Genomic DNA, 22,608 nt, shown 5'->3' with positions numbered 1-22,608 from the left:
GACAGCGCCATCCTGCGTGATCGTCATCGGGCCGTTATACGTTTTCAACGAAACGCCAGCTTGAACCCCAGCTGTAGTTGCGTCCGGCATGCCGTAGTTGGCAGGATTAATAGCCATTAAAGGCGTCCTTTCTTTCTATGCTCCCCCGGCCCACATTTCCAGCGCGAGTAAGAACCCGCGCTCCCAAATAACCCCGTTGAGTCTAATGACCGCACGAATGTGCGATCAGAGAAATGTTGTCGGTCGATGGTTGAGTGGGTGGACCACCCCTCCATCCGATTCGGTAGCATCGACTGCCAAAGACGTAGCCTACCTACGCCATCACTCCACACCGATCAATAATAAATCACAAAAAAAACCAGTAAGATTTTAATAAGTGGAAGCTTATCGCAATCAACAATCCACAATTGAGGCGATTTACAGAATATCGCCACAAGTACGACCAATTTTGGACACAAATCATTATCGAATGAATCAAAACATTCTGGAATTTCAGATATTGTTAAGCCTGATAAGCATGAACATAGTGAATATTACGGTATGTAATCTATGTGATCTACATAAGTGGTATTGGGTAGATCATCGTATCTAGACCCTTTGGCGGTGGTCTGTCTCTCTTTGTGTGAATCGCGAAACCGGGGCTTCTCGGCTTATCGTGTTGATGGAAATAAGGCGGGCAGGCAGTTTGAATTTTTGGCAGCGGCGGATTTGACGGGCAGGGCGATCGATTGCCATTCAACGCTGCCGCAGATTTGTTCGTTCAAGCACATCTGCTGGCTTTCCGCGTGATCCCATTCGCATCGCTGCGAAGGACAGCCAACCTAAGGGGCATAAAGCATGTGCGGCATTGCCGGATGGATGGGGCCACCGTCCGAAGTCGGACTTCTGGAAAAGATGACGGATGTTGTCCGCCACCGTGGGCCGAACGGTGAGGGGCACATTATACTGCCTCTATCGAGCGGCAACATTGCAGCGCTTGGCCATCGCCGTCTGTCGATTATCGACCTTGCCGGCGGCGCGCAACCGATGGCGAGTCATGATGGACGATACACGATCGTCTACAACGGCGAGATTTACAACTATATCGAAATTCGGGACGAGCTCGTTTCGCGCGGTGCGCACTTTGAAACGCGTTCCGACACAGAGGTAATCCTTGAAGCATGGCGGGCATGGGGCGCAGACGCGCTGGTACGATTCCGAGGCATGTTCGCATTCGCGCTCTACGACAGCGTTGAGCGCTCTGTTGTTCTCGCCCGCGATCAGTTCGGCAAAAAGCCGCTTTTCGTTCATGACGGCAAGGTGGGCTCGTCGCGCTGCCTCGTGTTCGGCTCTGAAATCTCGGCGCTGCTCGTACATCCTTCGGTGAAACCCGAACTGGATGTCGATACTCTCTTCCAATATCTCTGCCAGCGCTATGCACCCGGACCGTTTACTTTCTTCAAGGGAATTACGAAGCTGCCACCCGGCAGTTACATGGTTTGGAAGAATGGCGAGATAGAGACACACCGCTATTGGACAGCCCCTGAAGAAACCGCGGCAAACATCGCCGAAATCGACGATCCGGTCGGTGCTTTTCGCCAGATCTTCGACGAGGCGGTACGCATTCGGTTGCGCGCCGATGTGCCGGTTGGAGCGTTTCTGTCGAGTGGCCTGGATTCAACCGCGATTGTTGCAAGCCTTGCGCATCTTGGTGCGCAGGACGTTCACACATTTTCTGTCGGCTTCAGGAACGATCCGGAATCGGAATTGCCTGCGGCGGCGGAAACCGCCAAGATTCTCGGCACCCGGCATACTTCACTCGAAATCGAAGCCAATAAGCTGACCGAGTTGTTGCCGATGCTGAGCAAGCATCGCGGTGCGCCAATCTCGGAAACGGCCGATCTCCCCATCTATCTTATGTCCATGGAAGCCTCGAAGAGTGTTCGGGTCGTCCTGTCGGGGGAAGGATCGGACGAGATGTTTGCTGGCTACCCGAAGCATCTTGTGGAGCGGTATCTCGGCGGTTTGCCGCAACCCGGCCTTTTAAACGTCGCGGGACGTGCGATGCTGGCTGCGACATCGGTTTTCCCGGCGAGCGGCCGTAGGCTGAATCTTGCGGCAAGAGCCATGTCGGCGAAAAGTTTCGATGAGCGTATGGTGCGCTGGTTCGGTGCCATCACGGCAGCGGAGCGGGAGGAATTGTGGATTGGGCCGAACGTTTCACGCCCCGCCGAGCGCCGTCCATTCCAGGCCGCCAACGGCACGTCGTCACTGCGTCGGGTGTTGCATTTCGACCAAACGTCGTGGTTGCCGGACAATCTGCTGGAACGCATGGATGTCATGACAATGGCGGCCTCGATAGAGGGACGTACGCCGTTCATGGACGTAAAGCTGGCAGAGTTCGCGGCTACCTTGCCCGATCACTGGCGTATCGGAGGGCGGGTCACCAAGCGCATCGTGCGCACCGCGCTTGCATCGCGAATCCCGGCTGAGGTTCTGAGCAGGCCGAAGAATGGCTTCAAGATGCCGGTGACGTATTGGTTCCGCAATAATCTGCGCGAACCCGCGCGCGACCTGCTACTCGCGTCTGACTCTGTCAGCGGGCAGTTTCTGGATCGCAAGATCGTTGGGCGTTTTCTTGAAGAACATGCTTCTGGCCGTAAGAACCACGACAAGACTTTGTGGGCACTCTTTGCATTGGAGACTTTTTTGCGAGAGTTCTTTTAAGGGGACCGGTTGTGCTTATCAGTGTAGTAGTTCCTCATCTCAACCAGCCTGAATTTCTCGAAACCGGCCTTGCGGCGTTGCATGCGCAAGAGGGCGTAACGTCAGAGATCGAGATCATCGTTGTCGATAACGGCTCGCGTCAGTTGCCGGAAAGCATCTGTGCCAAATGGGACAATGTAAGGCTGACCAGTGAGCCGACGCCGGGCCCCGGTCCGGCGCGTAATCGTGGTGTAGCGCTTGCGAGAGGCGAGTTGCTGGCTTTCATCGATGCGGACTGCAAGGCTCACCCGGGGTGGCTTAGCGCAATAGAGAAAGAGTTCGCCGACCCAGAGTGCACCATTATCGGCGGAGACGTCAGGGTTGGCTATGTGGATCCATCATCGCCATCGTTTCTGGAGCCGTATGAGAGCATCTACTCCTATCGCAATAATGAGCATATTGCCGACGGGTTCTCAGGCACAGGAAATCTCGCAGCTCGGGCGTCGGTAGTAAAGGAAGTCGGACCGTTCGCCGGTATCGCCATCGCGGAAGATCGCGATTGGGGCTTACGCGCTGGCAAGCTTGGGTTCAAGATTCGATATATTCCCGACATGATCGTTTATCACCCCGCGCGCAAGACGTTTGAGGAGCTTACGCGCAAGTGGGACCGCCACATTGCGCATGACTATGAATGGATGAGATCCAGGCCGCTGGGTGGCCTGAAATGGCTCTTGCGCGCAATAGCGGTCGCGGGCTCGCCAGCACTCGAATTGCGCACCGTACTTACTTCAAATCGCGTGTCGGGTGCCTATGAACGGCTGCTCGCAATGCTCTGCCTCGCGCGGATACGGCTATACCGCGGACAGCGTATGCTTTCGTTGTTCTTCGAGGGAAACTCGCATTCCGTATCGGGCGCCTGGAACCGGAAATAGGACGCCTGTTTTTCAGGCTCCCTCTAAAAAAGTCTGATCAATTCAGGTATTGTGTTCCAGTTCCGGCCAGCCGTTCCACCATTCCGAACGACGGCGCCAGATGTCTCCCCATGTGGCGGAAGATGATCCGCGGCCCAGCGCGCTGGTGCCGATCTTCCTGCTGAGCGGATAGAGCCGCAACAGTGCCAGCGCCAGCGGCTTTTGCCATTCGGGCAGATGCCGCTGAGCCAGAAGCACCTTTGCCTTCAGAAGGCGCACCATCTTGTCGGTCCGCACGGTTTCGGAAGCGCCTGCATAGTGTACGATCTGCGAAACCGGCGTGACGCACGGACGCGCGCCCAGTTCGTGTGCCCTCAGGCAGAGGTCCGCCTCTTCGCCATACATCACATAGCTCAGATCGAAGCCTCCAAGTTCATTCCAGAACTGCCTCTTGATCAGCAGGAAACATCCGCTGACGATATCGACCTCGCGCTCCGTGTTGCGGGGCCATCCGCCATAACCCTCTGGATTGAACAATCCCGATTGTCGGAAAATGCTTGTGAACCCGAGCAACTGGCTCGTTATGCTCCAAAGGGTCATTCGTCCCCAGCAGCTAGCCGGATTCAGTTCGCCGTCGCCATAGAGCGTTTTGCCGCCCCAGATTCCAGCTTCCGGTTTCCGTTCCGCGAAATCGACCAACTTGTCGATTGCGCCGTCCAGGACAAGCGTGTCTGGATTGAGAAGCAGCACATACTCCCCGGTCGCCTCGCGGGCAGCGATATTGTTCGCCTTCGCAAAACCGTGATTGTGCCGCTCTGACATCAACCTGATGGATGGGAACTGTGAAGCAATCGCCTCCGCAGAGCCATCGGAAGACGCATTGTCGACAACAATGATCTCGAATGCTGTTTTCGTCTCTGCAAAGACCGAGCGAATGCAATCAAGCGTCATCTCGCGCGTATTGTAGCTCACGACGATAATTGAGATCTTCGGTGCACCCTCTTTTGGAAGGCGCAGTTTTCGCAAAGGAGACAATGTTCCGATACCCTTGGAATTGCGGCACGTCGCGCATGCCTGAATTATATCGTCGAGCTTACTTCCCCTCGGTGCCGCGATGTAGATCAACAAAAGGCGCAGGCGAAGTCAGGGCGTCTGCGTTTCCGTGTCAAAATGCGTCAAAACCCTTAGTCGAGAGCGGTTGAGCTGCCTATACCAGGGTATAGATGCAGTACTAGAACTACCCCTTTCGGCGGCGATCTTACCGCGTTTTCGGCGGTTTACTCCGAGCCCGAAAAACCGTCCTTAGAGCACGTGAGGTTCTGCTCGGTCCTCCCACTGTGAAGCTCAGGCAATGGGACCGGCGCCGAGCCTAAAGATTTCAGTATCGGGGTTGGGTGCCGGCTCATGGCGCTAGGGGCATTTGGGATCGAATGATTTCTTCTAACGTGGTTCTCGGGCCTGAAGTTGTGATCTTTCAACGTGATCAGGTCAATCTCTACGGCTGCACGATCGGCAGCGGCACGCGTATCGGGCCGTTCGTCGAAATCCAGCGTGACGCCTTTATCGGACAGAACTGCAAAGTCTCCAGCCACAGCTTCATTTGCGAAGGCGTGACCATCGATGACGGCGTATTCATCGGGCACGGCGTGATGTTCACGAACGACCTGTTTCCACGCGCCGTGAATGACGATGGAAGCCTTCAGGGCGGTGATGACTGGACGGTGGTTCCAACGCGGGTGAAGTCCCGCGCTTCCATCGGCAGCAATGCAACAATTCTAGCAGGGGTGACAATCGGCGAGGGCGCGTTGGTGGGCGCGGGCGCTGTCGTCACGAAGGATGTCCCTGACCATGCGGTCGTCGCCGGCGTGCCGGCGCGCATCGTGGGTAAGCAGCCTTCGGGAGTAGCGAAAAACAAAGGTGCGGAGAAAGTTAAATGATCGGAATTGCTGTTGTAGGCTACGGCTATTGGGGGCCGAACCTGGTCCGCAACATCGCTGACTGCCGAAATGCGAAACTCGTCGCCGTGTGCGACCTTCGCAAGGAAAGGCTGACGGCTGTAAGCGCGCGTTACCCTAGCGTTCAAATTTCTGACGATTTCGAGCAGGTGCTTGCAAATCCGGCAGTTGATGCAGTGGCAATCGCCACGCCTGTTTCCAGCCACTTTCGGCTTGCAATGCGCGCCATGATGGCTGGCAAGCATGTGTTCATCGAAAAGCCGATTGCCTCCTCCGTCGAGGAAGCACAGAAGCTTGTCGAAGAAGCTGCGCGCCGCAATCTGGTGCTGGCAGTCGACCACACCTTCGTCCACACGGGCGCGGTGAAGAAGATGCACGAGCTGGTGCATAACGGTCTGGGCGACATCTACTACTACGACTCGGTTCGCGTGAACCTCGGCCTGTTCCAGCACGACGTAAGCGTGATCTGGGATCTCGCGGTCCACGATCTTTCGATCATGGATTATGTTCTGAACGAGCGCCCCGTTGCCGTGTCGGCAGCCGGCATGTCGCACGTTCCGGGCCAGCCCGCGAACATCGCTTATCTCAACCTGTTCTTCCCCGGAAACCTGATCGCGCACATCCATGTGAACTGGCTCGCGCCGGTCAAGGTTCGCCGCACGCTCATCGGCGGCTCCAACAAAATGATCGTTTATGACGATCTCGAACCTTCCGAGAAGATCAAGGTCTACGACAAGGGCATCACCGTGAAGGAAGGTGAGGCTCAGCGCGAGAACGTCTACCAGCAGCTCGTCGGTTATCGCAGCGGCGATATGTGGGCGCCACACCTTGATATGACCGAAGCTCTGTCGGGCGAACTCAGTGAATTTGCGGATTGCGTCATGAACAAGAAGACGCCGACCGCTGACGGCCATGCAGGTCTGCGCGTCGTGCGCATTCTGGAAGCCGCAACCCAATCTCTCGCTCAGCGTGGGCGGGTAATCGAACTCGATGAAGTTAGGCGTGTAGCATGATCCCGTTTCTCGACCTCAAGGCGCAGTATCAGTCAATCAAGCCGGAAATCGACGCCGCAGTGCTCGGTGTCCTCGGCTCGACGCAATACATCCTCGGCGATGAAGTCGCGGCGTTTGAGCGCGAATTCGCAGCGTTCTGCAACGTCAAGCACGCAATCGCCGTAAACACCGGCACCAGCGCGCTGCATCTGGCTCTGCTGGCTGCAGGCATCGGACCCGGCGATGAAGTCATCACCGTGCCGTTCACCTTCGTGGCGACCGTTTCGGCCATCTGCTACACTGGCGCCAAGCCCGTGTTCGTGGATATTGATCCCGTCACGATGTGCATGGACCCAACCAAGCTGGAAGCGGCGATCACCTCGCGCACCAAGGCAATCATGCCGGTTCATCTCTACGGCCAGATGGCCGATATGGACCCGATCATGGAAATCGCCAAGCGCCACAACATCCCGGTTATCGAGGATGCCTGCCAGGCACATGGTGCAGAATACAAGGGCAAGCGCGCCGGCAGCATCGGCATTTCGGCTGGCTTCAGCTTCTATCCGGGCAAGAACCTCGGCGCATGCGGCGAAGGTGGCATCGTTGTCACCAACGACGACAAGCAGATGGAAACCATGCGCATGTTGCGCGATTGGGGCCAGAGTGAGCGCTATCATCACGTGATGAAAGGCTTCAACTACCGCATGGACGGCATTCAGGGCGCGATCCTTCGCGTCAAGCTGCGCCATCTGGAAAACTGGACCGAATCCCGCCGTTCGCGCGCAAAGCTGTATGATGCCGGGCTGGCTGGTTCGACCCGTGTAACGCCGCCGACGCAGGTGGCAGACCGCAGGCACGTGTACCACGTCTACGCGGTGCGCAGCCCGGAACGCGATCGCATCCGCGAAGAATTGACCAAGGCGAATATCCAGAGTGGCCTGCATTACCCGATCCCTGTGCACCTCCAGAAGGCACATGAGGATCTAGGCCACAAGGTTGGTGATTTCCCGGTTTCGGAGAAGGTCGCGTCGGAAGTTCTGTCGCTGCCAATCTTCCCGGAAATGACCGACGAGCAGGTCAAGACAGTCGCCGATGCCGTCAATAATGGCGGCCAGCGTATCGCAGCTTGAGCATTCAGCGCGCGGCATAAGCCGCGCGCCTTCACATCTTAACGAGCAGAAAATTTGGGGCAGGGCAAATGAAGGACAAGCGTATTCTGATCACCGGCGGTGCAGGGCTGATTGGCTCGCACATCGCTGATCTCGTCGCACTGGAGCAACCGCGCGAAATCATCATCGTCGACAATTTCACGCGCGGAAATCGCAACAATCTCCGTCAGGCGATCGAACTCGCCCCGGTGACGATCGTTGAAGGCGACATTCGCGACCGCGAATTGCTGGACAAGCTTTTCAAGCGCACCGACATCGTTTTCCATCAGGCGGCCATCCGCATCACCCAGTGTGCCGAAGATCCGCGCCTTGCTTTTGAGGTGCTGGCCGGCGGCACGTTCGACGTGCTGGAAGCAGCCGTAAAGAATGGCGTTGAGAAAGTGGTCGCCGCATCGTCGGCATCGGTGCTCGGTTTGGCCGAGAGCTTCCCGACCACTGAAAGCCATCACCCTTATAATAACCGCACCATCTACGGCGCGGCAAAGGCCTTCAACGAAGGTCTGCTCCGCTCCTTCGCGGAAATGTATGGTTTGAAGTATGTCGCGCTGCGCTACTTCAATGTTTATGGCCCGCGCATGGACGTGCACGGTGTTTACACCGAAGTTCTGATCCGCTGGATGGAGCGCATCGTCAACGGTGAACCGCCGCTGATCTTCGGTGACGGCAAGCAGACGATGGATTTCGTTGACGCCCGCGATATCGCCCGCGCCAACATTCTGGCGGCCAAGGCTGATGTAACCGACGAGGTATTCAACATCGCGAGCGGCCAGGAAACCAGCCTTCTCGAACTGGCGCAAATGCTGTCGAAGGTCATGGGCTCGAACATCCCACCGCACCACGGTCCGGAGCGCAAGGTCAACGGCGTGACCCGTCGTCTGGCCGATGTCTCCAAGGCTCGCGACATGATCGGCTTCGAAGCCCAGATCACGATGGAAGAAGGTCTGCGCGATCTGGTCGAATGGTGGCGTCGTGAGCGCGCTGCAACGATGGTGGCCGCAGAATGACACAGCAACGCAAGATGATCCCAATCGCCAAGCCGACGCTTGACGAGCGTGAAACGGAAGCCGCCAGCAAGGTGATCCTTTCCGGCTGGCTCACGCAGGGGCCGCAGGTTGCGGCCTTCGAGAAGGAATTTGCTGAAGTTGTCGGCGCGCCATACGCGTGCGCCGTCTCCAACTGCACGACCGCGCTGCATCTCGCGCTTCTCGCCGTTGGCGTGGGGCAGGGGGATGAAGTCATCACGGTGAGCCATTCGTTCATCGCGACTGCCAGCGTCATCCGCTATTGCGGCGCGACTCCGGTGTTCGTGGACATCGAGCAGGGTGGCTTCAACATTGACGTGCAGCTTATCGAGCGTGCGATCACGCCAAAGACCAAGGCGATCCTTTGCGTGCATCAGCTTGGCATGCCATGCGACCTGCGCAAGATCGTCGAGATCGGCAAGGTTCACAAAATTCCGGTCGTCGAAGACGCAGCTTGCGCCATCGGTTCTGAAATCCAGTGGGGCGTCGAATGGCATAAGATAGGCAAGCCGCATGGCGACATCGCCTGCTTCTCGTTCCATCCGCGCAAGATCCTTACGACCGGCGACGGCGGCATGATCACCACCGGAAGCAAGGAGCTGGACGCGAAGGTTCGCCTGTGGCGTCAGCATTCCATGAATGTGCCGGACACGGTGCGCCATGGTTCGGCTCAGGTCATTTTCGAGAACTACCCGGAAGTTGGCTTCAACTACCGCATGACGGACGTTCAGGCCGCGATTGGCCGCGAACAACTCAAGCGCTTGCCGGAAATCCTCGAACATCGCCGCCGCATCGCGCGGGCCTATGCGCAGCGTCTGCGCAACATTCCGGGCCTTGGCATTCCCAGCGAGCCGGCCTGGGCGCGCACGAACTGGCAGAGCTATTGCGTGAAGCTGCCTGCCGGCGCAGACCAGCGCGCAGTCATGCAATCCATGCTGGACAATGGCGTATCGACGCGTCGCGGCGTTATGTGCGCGCATCGCGAGCCTTCCTATCCGGCAGGCACGTATCGTGCGGCATCGCATCTTTCGCGCAGCGAAGCGGCGCAGGAAAACTGCATCATCCTGCCGCTCTATGGCCAGATGACCGAGGCCGAGGTGAATACCGTGGCCGAGGCGCTCGAATACGCGCTGGCTAACGCGAAACCGGCTGCACTGTCGGCCTGAGGAATAGATTTGATCTGTCGGCTCATCTCGCTTAGATGCAGCCGACAGAAATCAAGCCATTTGAATGGGGCGGTGCCGAATGGCGAAGGTGCAAATCCTCATACCTTGCTACAACTATGCAAGGTATCTGACAGCCTGCGTTGAGAGCGTTACGAGCCAACCAGGCGTCGATCTTGATATTCTGATCATCGACGATTGTTCCAGCGATAACACGCCGGAAGTGTGCCGCGAGCTGATGGCGCGCGACAGCCGTATTCGTGTCATTCGCCACGAAAAAAACATGCGTCACATCGCGACCTACAATGAAGGCATTGCCGATATTCGCGGCGATTACTTCCTGCTGCTGTCTGCCGACGACTTGTTGACGCCGGGCGCTTTGCAGCGCGCGACCTCCATCATGGAAGCGAATCCCAATGTCGGCATGGTCTATGGCAATGCCATTTCGTTTTGGGGAGAGCCAAGCCCGGCAAGGACAAATATGACGGGCTCCACCATCTGGAGCGGCCGTAAGTGGATGCAGATCATGTGCCGCTCCGGGCGGAATTTTCTGGTCAGCCCGGAAGGCATCGTCCGCGCCAGCATCCAGCGCCGTATTGGCGGCTACGATCCAGCTTTGCCGCATTCCGGCGATATGGAGATGTGGCTGCGCATCGCGGCGATCTCCGACATCGGTTATGTGCGCGGCGCCGATCAGGCTTATTATCGCATTCATCCGGCCAGCATGCAGCGCACGATCCATGCCGGAATGATGAACGACCTGAAGGGCAGGGAGCTGGCTTTCCGTTCGACCTTTGAAAAGGAAGGCGCGACGCTGCCGGAGCGGGACGCTCTATACGCGATGGCCAGAAAGGCGCTGGCATTCACAACCGTTCAGCACGCGCGCAAGCTGACCTATTTCCCCGACGAGAATGATCTGTCGGCCGAAGAGTACCTAGCTTTTGCGGACACGCTTTATCCCGAAGGCAAGGCCAGCGAGCGTTACGCACCGATTGACAAGGGTGCGCACACCATAGCTCGTATTCGTGATGCGAGTTCCTGCATGGCTGTCAAAGCGCAGGAAATTCTGCACAAGAAGTTCCTTAACAGGGTGGAACATCGCTGGGCGAGCAGAAGGGGAACTTATTTTCCCCGCACATCCGGCTGATCTTTAAACGCAATGAACGTTGAACGCCTTTGCGCGCTCAACGTACGACTACTTTCCGAATTTGTTATTTGCGAACGAACCGTGCGATTGCGCGCGGCAGGCGTTCATGCGGCACCAGCGTCAGCAGCGCGTGGAGGGAATGCAGGCTGCACAAGGCAGTGAGCACAAGGCCCAAGCCCATTGCTTGCAAGCTATCCAGCTCTGCGAAGGCGACGCAAACGACGATCGCCATGAGAATGTAGCTCCCGCCGACCCGAATGTTTTCCGCCGACCAGCGAAAGCCGCTGATGCGATTGGCCAGATAGCCGATCAGCGCGCTATGCCAAAGGTAGAGGCCAAAGAACGCCGCGCCTGCACCGGCTGGACCATATCGCTGGACGAGCAGGAATGAGAGCCCGACCTGAACGAGCGCGGCGATAAGCTCGGTCCAGAAGAATATGCGCTGCTCGTTCTTCGCGAGCACAATGAAGCCCATTGGCCAGGCCACGATGCGCAGCATCATGCCAAGGCAGAACCAGCGCAGAATATCCACCGCACCCGAAAACTCGGCCGAATAGAAAAGATGAACCACGAGCGGAGCGAGCGTGAGCGTCGCCAGCAGCCCTGGACCTGCCAGAAGAATAGAGACATGCGTCTGCTCATTCACGAGCCGGTTGCACTCGTCATTATCCTTCGCCGCCGCCGTCAGGCGTGGATAAAAATCAACGCCCATCGCTTGCAGGATGAATCCGGCATAAAGCGACGCCAAGGCCCATGCGGCCTGATAAAGCCCTGCGGCGCCAATTCCAGCTTCGTGCGTAACTATGATGCGCACGGCATAGGTCGCACCAAGCGTGAAAAGACCATTCGCCATAAAGACTAGGCCGAGCCGAAGCATCTGGCGCGCTTCGGTTGATATTTCACGGGCGGTAAAATCAGACTTCGCAACGTCGATGCGCCGCGCGTGATACCACGCCAGTGCAGCCAGAATCCCGCCATCGAGTATCAACGCTGGAACTATGCCGTCCTTGCCAAAGGCCCAGATCAGCGCAATGAACGAACACGCGCCAAACATCGCAGCAAATATGTTTACTCGCGCGAGGTCGCCGATTTTCCGCAGCCCCTGCAGAAGCGCCGTCTGCCCTGATGCGAACAAGCGCAGGAAAACAGCCGCGGCCACCATCGCGACACCGACCGAATGCGTGGAGTCACCGAACGTCAGCGAAGCAACCGGCGTAGCGAACAATATCAACAGAAGCGCGCCGCATATGCCCAGTGCCAGGGCGAGCCAGCGAAGTGCTGTCGCCGTCCGCGCGATCAGCGTCGCATCGCCAGTGCCGTTGGCTTCGGCAATCTGGCGAACACCGCTGCCGACCAGACCGCTTCCAGCCAACCCTTGCGCCAGATCGATGATGGAATTGTAGAGCCCCATCAACCCGACGCCATCAGGCCCCAGCCAGAGAGCGGCGGATTTGTTGCGGGCGATTGAAAAAATAAGCTGTACGAGCGACGAACCAGCGATAGTCGCGCTCGATTTGAAAATCTGGAGGTATGAACGCTCGCCTTGTGCAGGAGCGGCTTCGGTTGCCCCCGCCGCACTGGCCGGTTGATCTGTCGGCTTTTTCACGGTGGCTCCAGAAGTCTCTATAGGTTGGACTTCTGCGAGGCTCATTGGCTGGCAGATCCGGTGGTTTCCGGCTTGCCATTCTTGGCGTCGCCGGTGCTGCTGATCTTTGCGCTCACCACATCGCCCGGCTGGAGCATCGTCGTCTCATCCGCGTCGATCTGCGTTGCCTTGTTGTCCACCGTCCGAACGATAGACAGTTTCAGCGATGCGCGGTTGCTGCCGTCTGGCGTCGCTTGAACCATCAGGTCCGAAAGCAATCGCTGAGCGGTATCGCGCTTCAGCTTGGTCTGCGTCAGCGCTGCTTTTGCGTCCTGCATTTCTCGTGCCGCGTCTGAACGTCGGCGGTCCTGAAGGCTATCGAGATTGCGGGTCGCTTCGGCCACGCCTTGGCGCGCGCGCATGATGGCGGTCGTCTGGTCCAGTGCGTCGGTCTTGTAACCGTTGACCACACGCTCCATTTCCGATTTGCGGGCCGCAACTGCAAAGCCCTTGTCTACCAGTGAAGAAACGCCGGCCAGCTCTTTTTGCGCGCTTGCCTCACCCTGTTCGGAAGCCTCGCGCTTCTGCTCAAGAACCGCGATTTCCTGATTGAACAGGTCACGAAGTTCGGTCAGCGATTTGGTCTGGCGCTCAAGCTCTTCTATGCGCGCCTTGAACAGGATGCGCTCACGCTGGAAAATTTCGTCTGCGGCTCCCAGAGTATCGGCCTCTGGTATGCTCGGAAAGGTAACGTCGTCCGCGCCGTCCTGTTCAGCCTGAAGGCGAGCAATTCTGGCTGTCGCGCGTACTATCTCGTCGCTGCTACCTCTCAGGTCGCTCACCAGACGCAGTGTTTCCGTGGAGTCATTGATGCCGCGCCGTTCACCGCCGGCAACTGCCAGCGCTTGCATCACCGTCATGCCTTCGCGATATTTGTATTCACCCGGACTGGTGACATCACCTGCAACATAAACCGGCGGATACTCGACGATCTCGATTGAAACCTCCGGCTTGTTCACGAGGCCGGTCTGCTTCTGCAATCGGGTGGCCACCTCTTTTGCGAATGCTTCGGTATCCATGCCCGACACTGCAAACTGACCGACCACCGGCAGCGCGATTTCGCCAGTGCTCGACACTGTGAATTCGCCACCGAGTGCGCCCCATTCTTCGTAGGCGCTCTTGACCGGAATCCACTGCACCACCTTCATGCGCAGCTTGGTCTGCGGTGTCAGCTCGGCTGCCGTCGCGGCGGACGCGCCCATTATGCACGCCAATGCGATAGCTGCCGTCACGGCAATAGCCGACCGTCCGACGCGAATTGAATTGCTGCCCTTGATGACCATCTCGGTTCCCTGCCTTTGCATACGCAAACGCGGCCGCCCTGCCGCTGCCCGTGCCTCAATCTGCGGGATTGCTGCTCGTTTTGTTAGTTAGCGCCTGGGTTATCAGGCTAGTCCTTTGTGCTAGTCTAAACGAAGTAGATTACCCCAAAGGCGACACTGCGTTTTACGCAGCGCGACTGCCTCCTTTTGCAGGGGAGGGCAGTCGACCCAGTTCGTCCAGAACCCGTCTCAGGCTGATGCGCCAATCGGGACGCTCTACGCCGAATATCTTCTTCAACGACTCACAATCGAGACGCGAATTGTGCGGACGTTTCGCGGGGGTAGGGTAATCTGCGGTCGAGATATCCTCCACTTGCGTGAACAGCCCGGCCTGCATGAATATCTCACGGGCAAACTGTGCCCAATTCACGTCCGGCGTTCCGGAAAAATGGAATATTCCGCCCACTTTCGGGCCGGTCGTCATGCGCATAGCCATACGATAGATCGTATCGGCGATATCGGCTGCGGCAGTCGGCCCACCGGTTTGATCGGCTACGATCCGCAGCTTGTCGCGCTCGCTGCCGAGGCGCAGCATCGTCTTTACGAAATTGTTGCCATGAGCGGAAAACACCCATGATGTGCGCAGGATCGCCCATTGGCCACCTGCAGCGAGGATGCCTTCTTCGCCACGCCGCTTGGTGCGGCCATAGGCGTTCAGCGGTGCGCAGCGATCATCCGGTTTCCACGGCGTCGTGCCGCTGCCATCAAACACATAGTCGGTCGAGATATGTATGAAGGGTATGCCGCGAATGGCAGCGGCATTGGCGATTGCCGCCGGTGCCTGCGCGTTGATGATATTGGAAAGAACCTTGTCCTTTTCCGCCTGATCCACAGCGGTATACGCGGCTGCATTGACAATGACGTCCGCGTTCGTTTCCTGCACGATCTTCGCGCAGCCGCGCGGATCGACCAGATCGGCGTTCGGCCTGCCTAGCGCGGTGATGCTCACACCGTCTGGCGCGCGCCGGATCATTTCGGTCGCTACCTGACCTGAGCGACCGAACATGAGAATGTTCATGCGACTTTGCCCAAACGCTGGTTGACACCCGGACGATTCTGCAGCGCTCGCAGCCAACGCTCGTTCTGAAGATACCAGTCCACTGTTTGCTCAAGCCCTTCAGCCAGGGTGTAGGATGGCTTCCAGTTCAGTTCAGTGCGCACACGGGTCGGATCGATAGCATAGCGCTGGTCGTGGCCCGGACGATCAGTAACGTAGGTGATCAAATCGGCATGCGGATGCGCCGCCGGACGCAGCCGGTCGAGAATTTCGCACAACATGCGTACGAGGTCGATATTGCGTGCCTCGCTGTCGCCGCCAATGTTGTAGCTGCGGCCATTCTCACCATTGAGCAGAACGGTCAGCAGTGCTTCTGCGTGATCTTCGACATGCAGCCAGTCGCGCACATTTTCGCCCTTGCCGTAAACCGGGATCGGCTGGCCTGCGAGCGCCTTCAGAATGACAACCGGAATAAGCTTTTCCGGGAATTGATACGGCCCGTAATTGTTCGAGCAATTCGTCAGAACAACCGGCAGGCCATATGTTTCATGCCATGCGCGCACCAGATGGTCTGACGATGCCTTGGAGGCGGAATAGGGGCTGCGTGGCGAATAGGGCGTTTCTTCCGTGAACTCACCCGTTTCGCCAAGCGAACCGAACACCTCGTCGGTCGAGACGTGATGGAACCGGAAGCCAGCCGGTCGGTCATTGACTTCCCAATAGGCGCGCGAGGCTTCCAGCAAAGTGCCGGTGCCCATAATGTTGGTGTTGAGAAATGCCAGCGGGCCATCAATCGAACGGTCAACATGGCTTTCAGCGGCCAGATGCAGAACCGCATCAGGCTTATGCGTTTTGAAAATGCGGTCCAGCGCCGCACGGTCGCAGATGTCTGCGTGCTCAAAAGAGTACAGAGGCGAATTTGCCACCGAGGCGACATTGTCGAGGCATCCGGCATAGGTCAGCGCATCGAGGTTAACGATCTCGATGCCGCGCGCGATCGCCTTTCTCACGACAGCAGAGCCGATAAAGCCACAGCCGCCGGTCACAAGGATCTTCATATCGAAACCTCTTCAGTTGAGAATTGGCGCAGCGTTGGCGCCTTTGCGTCCTTGTCGGAAAGTATTGCGTTCTTGGGGTCGATTCCCCAGTCGATACCGATTTCGGGATCGTCGAAGCGCACCGAACACTCATGCGTCGGCGCATAAAAATCGCTGCACTTATAGACGACTTCGGTGTCTGGCTCGTGCGTTACGAAGCCATGCAGAAACCCTGCCGGGATGAAAAGCTGATGCATGTTGTCAGCGCTCAGGATTGCGCCCGTCCATTTGCGGTAGGTCGGCGACCCCGGCCTTATGTCGACGGCAACGTCAAACACAGCGCCGCGTACAACGCGCACGAGCTTTGCCTGTGCATGTGGTGCAAGCTGGCAGTGAAGTCCGCGAACCGTACCAACCTGACGCGAAAGCGACTGGTTCTCTTGCACGAAATCGATGGACAATCCGGCTTCCGCCAGCTTGGCGCGGTGCCATGTTTCAGCAAAGAATCCGCGCGAATCCTCAAACTTGCGCGGTTCGAGCAGAAGAACGCCCGGCAGATCGGTGGGAGTGATTTTCACTGCTGTTTACCCGCGCGCCTGATTTTGTCGCTCTTCTTCAGTATTGGCCGGCGCGCGATACTGGGCAAAGTGGCTGCGGAAACGCGCCGCGGCTTCTGTCCGGTTATGCGAACCAAGCTTGCTGATGATGTTGTGCAGGTGAATTTTGACCGTGTGTTCCGAAATCTGGCACTCGGCGGCAATCGCCTTATTCTGCAAACCCTGTGAAACCAAAGCCAGGATCTGTGTCTCGCGGTTCGTCAGATTTGCCAGTTCGCCCGGCCGATTGGCAGGCGAAGCGAATGGATCAGGTCCGGGGAACGGTTCCGGTTTGCGCGGTTGCGAAGCATAAGCATGCACCATTGCGGGCGGCAGGTATTCGCCACCGCTTAAGAGCAAACGCACCACCGAAAGCCAGACGTCGAGCTGGAGATTCATCGGCAATATCGAGCGCACCGCTTTGAGGCCCATAATATCGCGCAGAGTGATGTTGGAGTTTGCGGGGTCGGGCTGCATCAGCGCTAGTGTCGCGTAGGGATGGCGGCGAGAGATCGCTGCCGCATTGGCTTCGATTTCCGACAAGAACATCTGGTCAACAAGTATCAGCGAGACAGGGTTCTGTGTCGCACCCAGCGCGTCATCGAGCGTGGCGGACTGTTGGACCGCTACCCACGGAAATTCACGCTCCAGCGCTCCGGCAATACTGTCGGAAACGTTCAGCGAAACGAACATGAGAGTTCGACGCAGGTCAGCGCGTTCTGCGCCGCGCGGCGGTTGCTCAATCGGCAAAATACCTTCCATTCCATCACTCATATTCAAGGCTGCATGGTAACCGAGGCTCATGGCTCGTCGGCTCCTCCCGTTAATTGCCTCGAATAATAGAGAGGAGTTCCCCAAAGTTCGACGGGGCCATTGGGATGAAAACCGCGCTTTCGGCCTAGGTCGAGGGGTGGTGTAGGGTGACATATAGCTTAGTCCGAAGGGACTAGGGGCGTCCACCGTGTACATCTCTAAACCCCTCTTGCCGCTAGGTATTTCTGTTCACGAGAGGTTTGAGCGCTCGCAGAATTCATCTAAACCTGAAATGCACATGCGGGCATATGTAAAAGAACAGGCCCGATAAGGGGTAGCCCTGGCTCCTTCGCTAAATCCAATGGATTAGTTCCTTCGCCAAAGCTCTGGCTTACGCAGCGCGCAGAGCTGAAGCACATTTGCGCCGGGCTAAGGAGTACGGGTGGCAAATGAAGGGCATAATTCTGGCAGGCGGTAGCGGCACGCGCCTCTATCCGCTGACAATCGCGGTTTCGAAGCAGATCCTACCGATCTACGACAAGCCGATGATCTACTATCCATTGAGCGTGCTGATGCTGGCGGGCATCCGCGAAATTTTGATTATCTCGACAAGCCGCGACTTGCCGGGCTTTCAGGCGTTGCTTGGTGACGGTTCCGAGTTCGGCATCAAGCTCGAATACGCTGTGCAGGAGCATCCGAACGGCCTGGCCGAGGCTTTTATCATCGGTCGCGACTTTATTGGCGACGGCAGTGTCGCAATGGTTCTGGGCGACAACCTCTTTTTCGGCCACGGTCTGCCGGATATCTGCAGCGAAGCCGCGCAGCGCACAAGCGGTGCGACGGTTTTCGCCTATCAGGTGGATGAGCCGGAGCGCTACGGCATTGTCAGCTTCGATCCCAAGACCGGTGTGGCGCGCGACATCGAAGAAAAGCCCGCCAAGCCAAAATCCAATTGGGCTGTCACAGGGCTGTATTTCTACGACAACGACGTCGTGGACATTGCTGCGTCGATCAAGCCATCCGCGCGCGGCGAGCTGGAAATCACGTCAGTCAACAACATTTACCTCGAACGTGGCGATTTGAACGTCGCGCGGCTTGGGCGCGGCTATGCGTGGCTGGATACGGGCACTTGCGAAAGCCTGTTCGATGCGGGGTCTTTTGTAAGATCCATTGAGCGGCGGCAAGGCTTTCAGATCGCCTGTCTGGAAGAGATAGCGCTGGGTCAGAAATGGCTGGAACGCGAGCAAGTGCTTCGCCGTGCGGAACAGCTCGGCAAGACCGCCTATGCCACTTATCTGCGCAATATCGCGACAGCGAGCAACTAATTCAGTTCAGACTGGCCAGCCACTTTTCTATTGCGATGGCCAGTTCCTCAACTGAAAACGGCTTCTGAATGCTGGGATAATCAGCCCATTGCGGGTCAAGGTATTCCTGATCATAGCCGGTGCAGAAGACGAACGGCAAACCCCGCTCCTTGAGAATTTCGGCGGCGGGGTAAACCTTTTCACCCTTGACGTTGACGTCGACAACCGCGAAGTCTGCTTCCACCTTCGCGGCCCACTCCATCGCTTCCCTGAGTGATCCTACTGCGTGAACAACAACGCAACCCATTCGGGTCAATGCATCCTTGATATCGAGTAAGACGAAATATTCGTCTTCGACAACGAAAGCCCTTCTCGGCAGTGTTCGCATAGGCCGGCCCTCGACCCGCAGCAGGTCGCTACCGTATCACTGCTTCAGTCTACAAGCCATCCGTGGCGATATTGCGCACAGGTTTTCCGGCATAATCCGGCGTTTCCAGCGTCTTGTGATAGGCCCATATATTGGCCAGCGCGCGGCGCAGTTCTTCGCCCATTTCGGAGGCCGTGGATTTCTTCGTGTCTACATGAAGGAGCATATGCTCGGCGGTTGCCAGCAGTTCATCGCCCGGTCCGCCGAACAGTTCATGCAAGATTCGCGCGCGCTTCGAATCGTATCCCAGCAGCCGTGTTTCGACCCTCAACGGCTCGCCCATCTTCACTTCGCGCAAGTGCCGGATATGCGTCTCGACGGTGTACATCGAGCGTCCCGTCGCGAGGTAATCCGTGTTCATGCCGATATAATGCAGAAAGGCATCGGTCGCGTCTCCGAACACCTGCAGATAGCGGCTTTCGGTCATGTGACCATTATAGTCCACGAAATCCTCGCGCACCCGGTCCGTATGCAATGCCAGCGGCCCGCTCGGCTCAGTGTTCGCTGTCGCGGCGTGCGCATGTGCCTTGGCATACAGGCCATCCTCGTAGGATTTCAGGATTTCGCCGGCTCCCCACGGCTTCGCCTTCAATGCCTGCATGATTGCGACGAGATTGTCGTCGCGAATGCGCTCAAGTTCACGGATCGAATGCATACCTGATTGAGCATCGGACTGGCTGGCGATGGTAGCAATAAGCTCATCCGTCATTTCCGGCACGTCCATCAGCTTCGTCCACGGCCATTTCAGCGCCGGACCAAACTGTGCAATAAAATGCGCCATGCCAGCCTCGCCGCCAGCGATGCGGTATGTCTCGAACAGGCCCATCTGTGCCCAGCGCAGGCCGAAACCGAAGCGGATCACATCGTCGATTTCCTGCGTGGTCGCGATGCCGTCATTGACCAGCCACAACCCCTCTCGCCACACCGCCTCCAGCAGGCGGTCGGCAATATGCGCGTCGATCTCCTTGCGCACGACCAGCGGCTTCATGCCAATCGTGGTCAGAAACGCGGATGCGCGTTCCACCACCGCAGGCGAAGTCATCGCGCTCGGCACAACCTCAACCACCGGCAGCAGATAGACTGGATTAAACGGATGCGCGACAAACAGGCGCTCCGGCGTTTTCAGGCCTTCCGCAAGCTGCGTCGGACGAAAGCCGGAGGTAGATGAGCCGATCATCGCATCCGGCTGGGCGTGCTTCTCTATCTCCGCGAATATTTTCAGCTTCAGATCCAGCCGTTCCGGCACGCTTTCCTGAATGTAGTCCGCATCCCGAACAGCTTCCGCAATCGACGAAACGAAGGTCAGCTTACCCTTGGTAGGAAGCGGGGCCATCGTCATTCGCCGCAAAGCGCGCTCTGCGTTGGAAAGCACTTCATTGACCAGCCGCTGCGCATCGGGATGCGGGTCATAAACGTTCACGTCATGCCCGTTCAGCAGGAAGCGGGCGATCCAGCCGCCGCCGATCACGCCGCCGCCAATCGCGGCGGTAACAGAAGTTTTTTCAGACATTTAGCCGCGCTTCTTCAAATTGAGTTTCTTGCGAACCTCATCGGGTCCGAGAATGTTGGCATTCATCGAGGAAAGGATTGTCGCCGCACGCTCAACCAGTTGACCGTTCGTCGCCAGCTTGCCGCGCGAAAGCATCAGATTGTCCTCCAGTCCGACGCGTACGTTGCCGCCCGCCAGTGCGGCCATAGCAACATAGGGCAACTGCATACGTCCGATGGAAAACGCCGAGAACGTCCAGCTTTCCGGCACGGCCTTCGCCAATGCCATCATTGTCAGTGGATCATCGGGTGCCCCGTAGGGGATGCCCATGCAAAGCTGGATCATGACGGGATCGTCGATAAGCCCTTCCTTCACCAACTGCTTGGCCAACACCAGATGGCCGGTGTCGAACACCTCGATTTCCGGCTTCACGCCACAATCCTGAATGCGCTTCGCCATAGCCCGCAACATGCCGGGCGTATTGGTCATCACGTAGTCGGCTTCGGCGAAGTTCATGGTGCCGCAATCCAGCGTGCAGATTTCCGGCAGCAGTTCTTCGACGTGGATAAGGCGCTCTGTCGCGCCAACCATATCCGTTTGATCGGCGTTGAAGGGCAGGGGCTGTTCCGGCGAACCTAGCACGATATCACCACCCATGCCCGCCGTGAGATTCAGTACTACATCAACGCCGCTGTCGCGCACGCGCCCCACCACTTCGCGGTAAAGCGCAGGGTCGCGCGAACCTTTTCCTGTCTCGGGATTGCGCACATGGATATGCGCGATTGCCGCGCCTTCCTTTGCTGCTTCGACGCAGGCTTCCGCGATCTGCTTGGGCGTGACGGGCACCTTGTCGCTCTTGTCGGCTGTGCCGCCCGACCCTGTGACTGCACAGGTGATGAAAACGTCCCAGTTCAAAGCGCTGCTCCCTGATTTGCCTCGCCTCAACTATCCGCTTGCACAACAATAGAAAGATTGCATTATCTGCCGATATATTTGCAAAAACAGCCAATCGGAGAAGGGGGCATATCGTTGCTGCGCTGCGGCTTTCTCGTTCTGGACGGTTTCTCGAATATGGTGCTCGCCAGTGCAATCGAGCCGCTGCGCGTCGCGCGAGACTATAGCGACAACGCTCAGTTCACATGGCGGCTGCTGTCTGTAGACGGGCGCGACGTCACCAGTTCCAGCGGAATGACCATTCGCTGCGACGCGCCGCTCAATCAGGCGCGGGATCTGGACATTCTGTTTGTCGTTGCGGGCTATGGCGCGCGTTCGCAAACAAAGCCCGCGCTGACCAAGGCGCTGCAACTGGTTGAGCGCCGCGTTCCCATGCTTGGCGCGCTTGATTCCGGCGCTTGGCTGCTGGCTTCCGCGGGTTTGCTGGACGGTCACAAAGCCACGATACACTGGCAGGACATCAACCAGTTTTCAGAGACGCACTTGAACGTCGAAGTTGTAACAGATCGCTATGTCATGGACGGCAATCGCGTCACCGCAGGCGGCGCAACGACCGTAACCGATTTGATGCTCAAGCTGATCGGCGACCGGGGCGGCGGGGCCTTGGCGTTCGATGTGTCCAACATGTTTGTCTATGACAGCCGCCAGCGCAGGCCGCAGGATGGCGATGTAGTCGTGCGCGCGCCTCAGCTAACCAAGGCGGTGGCGATCATGCGGGCCAATGTGGAGCACCCAATTGGGCTGGCGTTGTTGGCGGCGCAGGCAGCGCTTTCGGAGCGCACGCTTGCGCGCCTGTTCGAGCGCGAATTCGGCATTGGACCGGGGCGCTATTACCAAAACATCCGTTTGGATGTGGCCCGTTCGCTGGTAGAGGAGACCTCGCTTAGCGCGAGCGAAATCGCTGCGCGCTCCGGTTTTGCTTCGAGTTCGTGCCTGTCGCGGGCCTACAAAGATCATTTTCGGCATGGTCTGCGGGAGGCTCGTCATAGTCGTAGGGTGATGAGTCGGGCTTAATGGGTTAGTCTTTACTCGAAAGTGGA

At 57.7% G+C, this 22,608-nt stretch carries 20 protein-coding genes; 10 read left to right on the top strand and 10 right to left on the bottom strand.

The annotated features are described in order from the left end of the window. Positions 1 to 837: 837 nt before the first annotated feature. Together asnB and DY251_RS20015 are read left to right on the top strand one after the other, a co-directional pair. Positions 838 to 2,706, top strand: coding sequence for an asparagine synthase (glutamine-hydrolyzing) (asnB, locus tag DY251_RS20020; RefSeq protein WP_116625672.1), 1,869 nt, complete (start codon positions 838 to 840; stop codon positions 2,704 to 2,706). A gap of 11 nt (positions 2,707 to 2,717) precedes the next feature. After that, on the top strand, positions 2,718 to 3,617 hold the full coding sequence (locus DY251_RS20015; protein WP_116625671.1) for a glycosyltransferase family 2 protein: 900 nt from the start codon (positions 2,718 to 2,720) through the stop codon (positions 3,615 to 3,617). Positions 3,618 to 3,659: 42 nt separating this feature from the next. Here DY251_RS20015 and DY251_RS20010 read toward each other — a convergent pair whose 3' ends face one another. Further along, the gene (locus DY251_RS20010) at positions 3,660 to 4,622 is read right to left on the bottom strand and encodes a glycosyltransferase family 2 protein (protein ID WP_281004487.1); all 963 of its coding nucleotides are present in this window, start codon (positions 4,620 to 4,622) and stop codon (positions 3,660 to 3,662) included. Positions 4,623 to 5,026: 404 nt separating this feature from the next. On the opposite strand from DY251_RS20010, the gene DY251_RS20005 reads away from it, so the two are divergent. The 6 genes from DY251_RS20005 to DY251_RS19980 all read left to right on the top strand — a co-directional run bounded on the left by DY251_RS20005 (position 5,027) and on the right by DY251_RS19980 (position 11,044). Then, complete coding sequence (locus DY251_RS20005) at positions 5,027 to 5,533, top strand: acyltransferase (protein ID WP_116625670.1); 507 nt, start codon at positions 5,027 to 5,029, stop codon at positions 5,531 to 5,533. Continuing rightward, positions 5,530 to 6,564 (top strand): Gfo/Idh/MocA family protein, encoded by a 1,035-nt coding sequence (locus DY251_RS20000; RefSeq protein ID WP_116625669.1) that lies wholly within the window; start codon positions 5,530 to 5,532, stop codon positions 6,562 to 6,564. The genes DY251_RS20005 and DY251_RS20000 overlap by 4 nt, the downstream gene beginning before the upstream one ends. After that, positions 6,561 to 7,673, top strand: a complete 1,113-nt coding sequence (locus tag DY251_RS19995; protein ID WP_116625668.1) for a DegT/DnrJ/EryC1/StrS family aminotransferase — start codon at positions 6,561 to 6,563, stop codon at positions 7,671 to 7,673. The genes DY251_RS20000 and DY251_RS19995 overlap by 4 nt, the downstream gene beginning before the upstream one ends. A 68-nt stretch (positions 7,674 to 7,741) precedes the next feature. Then, a complete protein-coding gene (locus tag DY251_RS19990; protein ID WP_116625667.1) occupies positions 7,742 to 8,716 on the top strand; it encodes an NAD-dependent epimerase/dehydratase family protein in 975 nt (324 codons plus the stop codon). Continuing rightward, on the top strand, positions 8,713 to 9,900 hold the full coding sequence (locus DY251_RS19985) for a DegT/DnrJ/EryC1/StrS family aminotransferase (protein WP_116625666.1): 1,188 nt from the start codon (positions 8,713 to 8,715) through the stop codon (positions 9,898 to 9,900). The genes DY251_RS19990 and DY251_RS19985 overlap by 4 nt, the downstream gene beginning before the upstream one ends. Positions 9,901 to 9,979: 79 nt before the next feature. After that, positions 9,980 to 11,044 (top strand): glycosyltransferase family 2 protein, encoded by a 1,065-nt coding sequence (locus DY251_RS19980; RefSeq protein ID WP_158553293.1) that lies wholly within the window; start codon positions 9,980 to 9,982, stop codon positions 11,042 to 11,044. Positions 11,045 to 11,108: 64 nt separating this feature from the next. Here DY251_RS19980 and DY251_RS19975 read toward each other — a convergent pair whose 3' ends face one another. From DY251_RS19975 to DY251_RS19950, 6 genes are all read right to left on the bottom strand, one after another. After that, positions 11,109 to 12,566 (bottom strand): O-antigen translocase, encoded by a 1,458-nt coding sequence (locus DY251_RS19975; protein ID WP_245416058.1) that lies wholly within the window; start codon positions 12,564 to 12,566, stop codon positions 11,109 to 11,111. Positions 12,567 to 12,691: 125 nt separating this feature from the next. After that, a complete protein-coding gene (locus DY251_RS19970; protein ID WP_116625663.1) occupies positions 12,692 to 13,993 on the bottom strand; it encodes a polysaccharide biosynthesis/export family protein in 1,302 nt (433 codons plus the stop codon). 142 nt (positions 13,994 to 14,135) lie between these two features. Continuing rightward, entirely contained in the window at positions 14,136 to 15,029 is an 894-nt protein-coding gene (gene rfbD / locus DY251_RS19965) for a dTDP-4-dehydrorhamnose reductase (protein ID WP_116625662.1), read from the bottom strand. Then, positions 15,026 to 16,066, bottom strand: a complete 1,041-nt coding sequence (rfbB, locus tag DY251_RS19960; RefSeq protein ID WP_116625661.1) for a dTDP-glucose 4,6-dehydratase — start codon at positions 16,064 to 16,066, stop codon at positions 15,026 to 15,028. Before rfbB ends, rfbD begins: the two co-directional genes overlap by 4 nt. Further along, a complete protein-coding gene (gene rfbC / locus DY251_RS19955) occupies positions 16,063 to 16,623 on the bottom strand; it encodes a dTDP-4-dehydrorhamnose 3,5-epimerase (protein WP_116625660.1) in 561 nt (186 codons plus the stop codon). The genes rfbB and rfbC overlap by 4 nt, the downstream gene beginning before the upstream one ends. A 6-nt stretch (positions 16,624 to 16,629) precedes the next feature. After that, positions 16,630 to 17,445, bottom strand: coding sequence for a helix-turn-helix transcriptional regulator (locus tag DY251_RS19950; RefSeq protein WP_245416057.1), 816 nt, complete (start codon positions 17,443 to 17,445; stop codon positions 16,630 to 16,632). 398 nt (positions 17,446 to 17,843) lie between these two features. On the opposite strand from DY251_RS19950, the gene rfbA reads away from it, so the two are divergent. Continuing rightward, positions 17,844 to 18,719 (top strand): glucose-1-phosphate thymidylyltransferase RfbA, encoded by an 876-nt coding sequence (gene rfbA / locus DY251_RS19945; RefSeq protein WP_116625659.1) that lies wholly within the window; start codon positions 17,844 to 17,846, stop codon positions 18,717 to 18,719. A gap of 1 nt (position 18,720) precedes the next feature. Here the strand turns inward: rfbA and DY251_RS19940 are convergent, their stop codons facing one another. The 3 genes from DY251_RS19940 to DY251_RS19930 are packed head-to-tail and all read right to left on the bottom strand — an operon-like array spanning position 18,721 to position 21,529. Then, positions 18,721 to 19,086 (bottom strand): response regulator, encoded by a 366-nt coding sequence (locus tag DY251_RS19940; RefSeq protein ID WP_116625658.1) that lies wholly within the window; start codon positions 19,084 to 19,086, stop codon positions 18,721 to 18,723. 49 nt (positions 19,087 to 19,135) lie between these two features. Beyond that, a complete protein-coding gene (locus tag DY251_RS19935) occupies positions 19,136 to 20,635 on the bottom strand; it encodes a carnitine 3-dehydrogenase (protein WP_116625657.1) in 1,500 nt (499 codons plus the stop codon). After that, complete coding sequence (locus DY251_RS19930; RefSeq protein ID WP_116625656.1) at positions 20,636 to 21,529, bottom strand: beta-keto acid cleavage family enzyme; 894 nt, start codon at positions 21,527 to 21,529, stop codon at positions 20,636 to 20,638. 114 nt (positions 21,530 to 21,643) lie between these two features. On the opposite strand from DY251_RS19930, the gene DY251_RS19925 reads away from it, so the two are divergent. Next, entirely contained in the window at positions 21,644 to 22,582 is a 939-nt protein-coding gene (locus DY251_RS19925; RefSeq protein WP_245416056.1) for a GlxA family transcriptional regulator, read from the top strand. Positions 22,583 to 22,608: the final 26 nt, after the last annotated feature.

The sequence above is a fragment of the Mesorhizobium denitrificans genome, assembly GCF_003403035.1.
GTDB lineage: Bacteria > Pseudomonadota > Alphaproteobacteria > Rhizobiales > Rhizobiaceae > Mesorhizobium_G > Mesorhizobium_G denitrificans.
This window is presented reverse-complemented; position numbering and strand designations above follow the sequence as displayed.

What these genes read in the sequence shown, in the direction of transcription:
- asnB (WP_116625672.1), top strand. Translation starts at nt 838, where the DNA reads ATGTGCGGCATTGCCGGATGGATGGGGCCACCGTCCGAAGTCGGACTT.
- DY251_RS20005 (WP_116625670.1), top strand. Translation starts at nt 5,027, where the DNA reads ATGATTTCTTCTAACGTGGTTCTCGGGCCTGAAGTTGTGATCTTTCAA.
- DY251_RS20000 (WP_116625669.1), top strand. Translation starts at nt 5,530, where the DNA reads ATGATCGGAATTGCTGTTGTAGGCTACGGCTATTGGGGGCCGAACCTG.
- DY251_RS19995 (WP_116625668.1), top strand. Translation starts at nt 6,561, where the DNA reads ATGATCCCGTTTCTCGACCTCAAGGCGCAGTATCAGTCAATCAAGCCG.
- DY251_RS19990 (WP_116625667.1), top strand. Translation starts at nt 7,742, where the DNA reads ATGAAGGACAAGCGTATTCTGATCACCGGCGGTGCAGGGCTGATTGGC.
- DY251_RS19985 (WP_116625666.1), top strand. Translation starts at nt 8,713, where the DNA reads ATGACACAGCAACGCAAGATGATCCCAATCGCCAAGCCGACGCTTGAC.
- DY251_RS19980 (WP_158553293.1), top strand. Translation starts at nt 9,980, where the DNA reads ATGGCGAAGGTGCAAATCCTCATACCTTGCTACAACTATGCAAGGTAT.
- DY251_RS19970 (WP_116625663.1), bottom strand. Translation starts at nt 13,993, where the DNA reads ATGCAAAGGCAGGGAACCGAGATGGTCATCAAGGGCAGCAATTCAATT.
- rfbD (WP_116625662.1), bottom strand. Translation starts at nt 15,029, where the DNA reads ATGAACATTCTCATGTTCGGTCGCTCAGGTCAGGTAGCGACCGAAATG.
- rfbB (WP_116625661.1), bottom strand. Translation starts at nt 16,066, where the DNA reads ATGAAGATCCTTGTGACCGGCGGCTGTGGCTTTATCGGCTCTGCTGTC.
- DY251_RS19950 (WP_245416057.1), bottom strand. Translation starts at nt 17,445, where the DNA reads ATGAGCCTCGGTTACCATGCAGCCTTGAATATGAGTGATGGAATGGAA.
- rfbA (WP_116625659.1), top strand. Translation starts at nt 17,844, where the DNA reads ATGAAGGGCATAATTCTGGCAGGCGGTAGCGGCACGCGCCTCTATCCG.
- DY251_RS19940 (WP_116625658.1), bottom strand. Translation starts at nt 19,086, where the DNA reads ATGCGAACACTGCCGAGAAGGGCTTTCGTTGTCGAAGACGAATATTTC.
- DY251_RS19935 (WP_116625657.1), bottom strand. Translation starts at nt 20,635, where the DNA reads ATGTCTGAAAAAACTTCTGTTACCGCCGCGATTGGCGGCGGCGTGATC.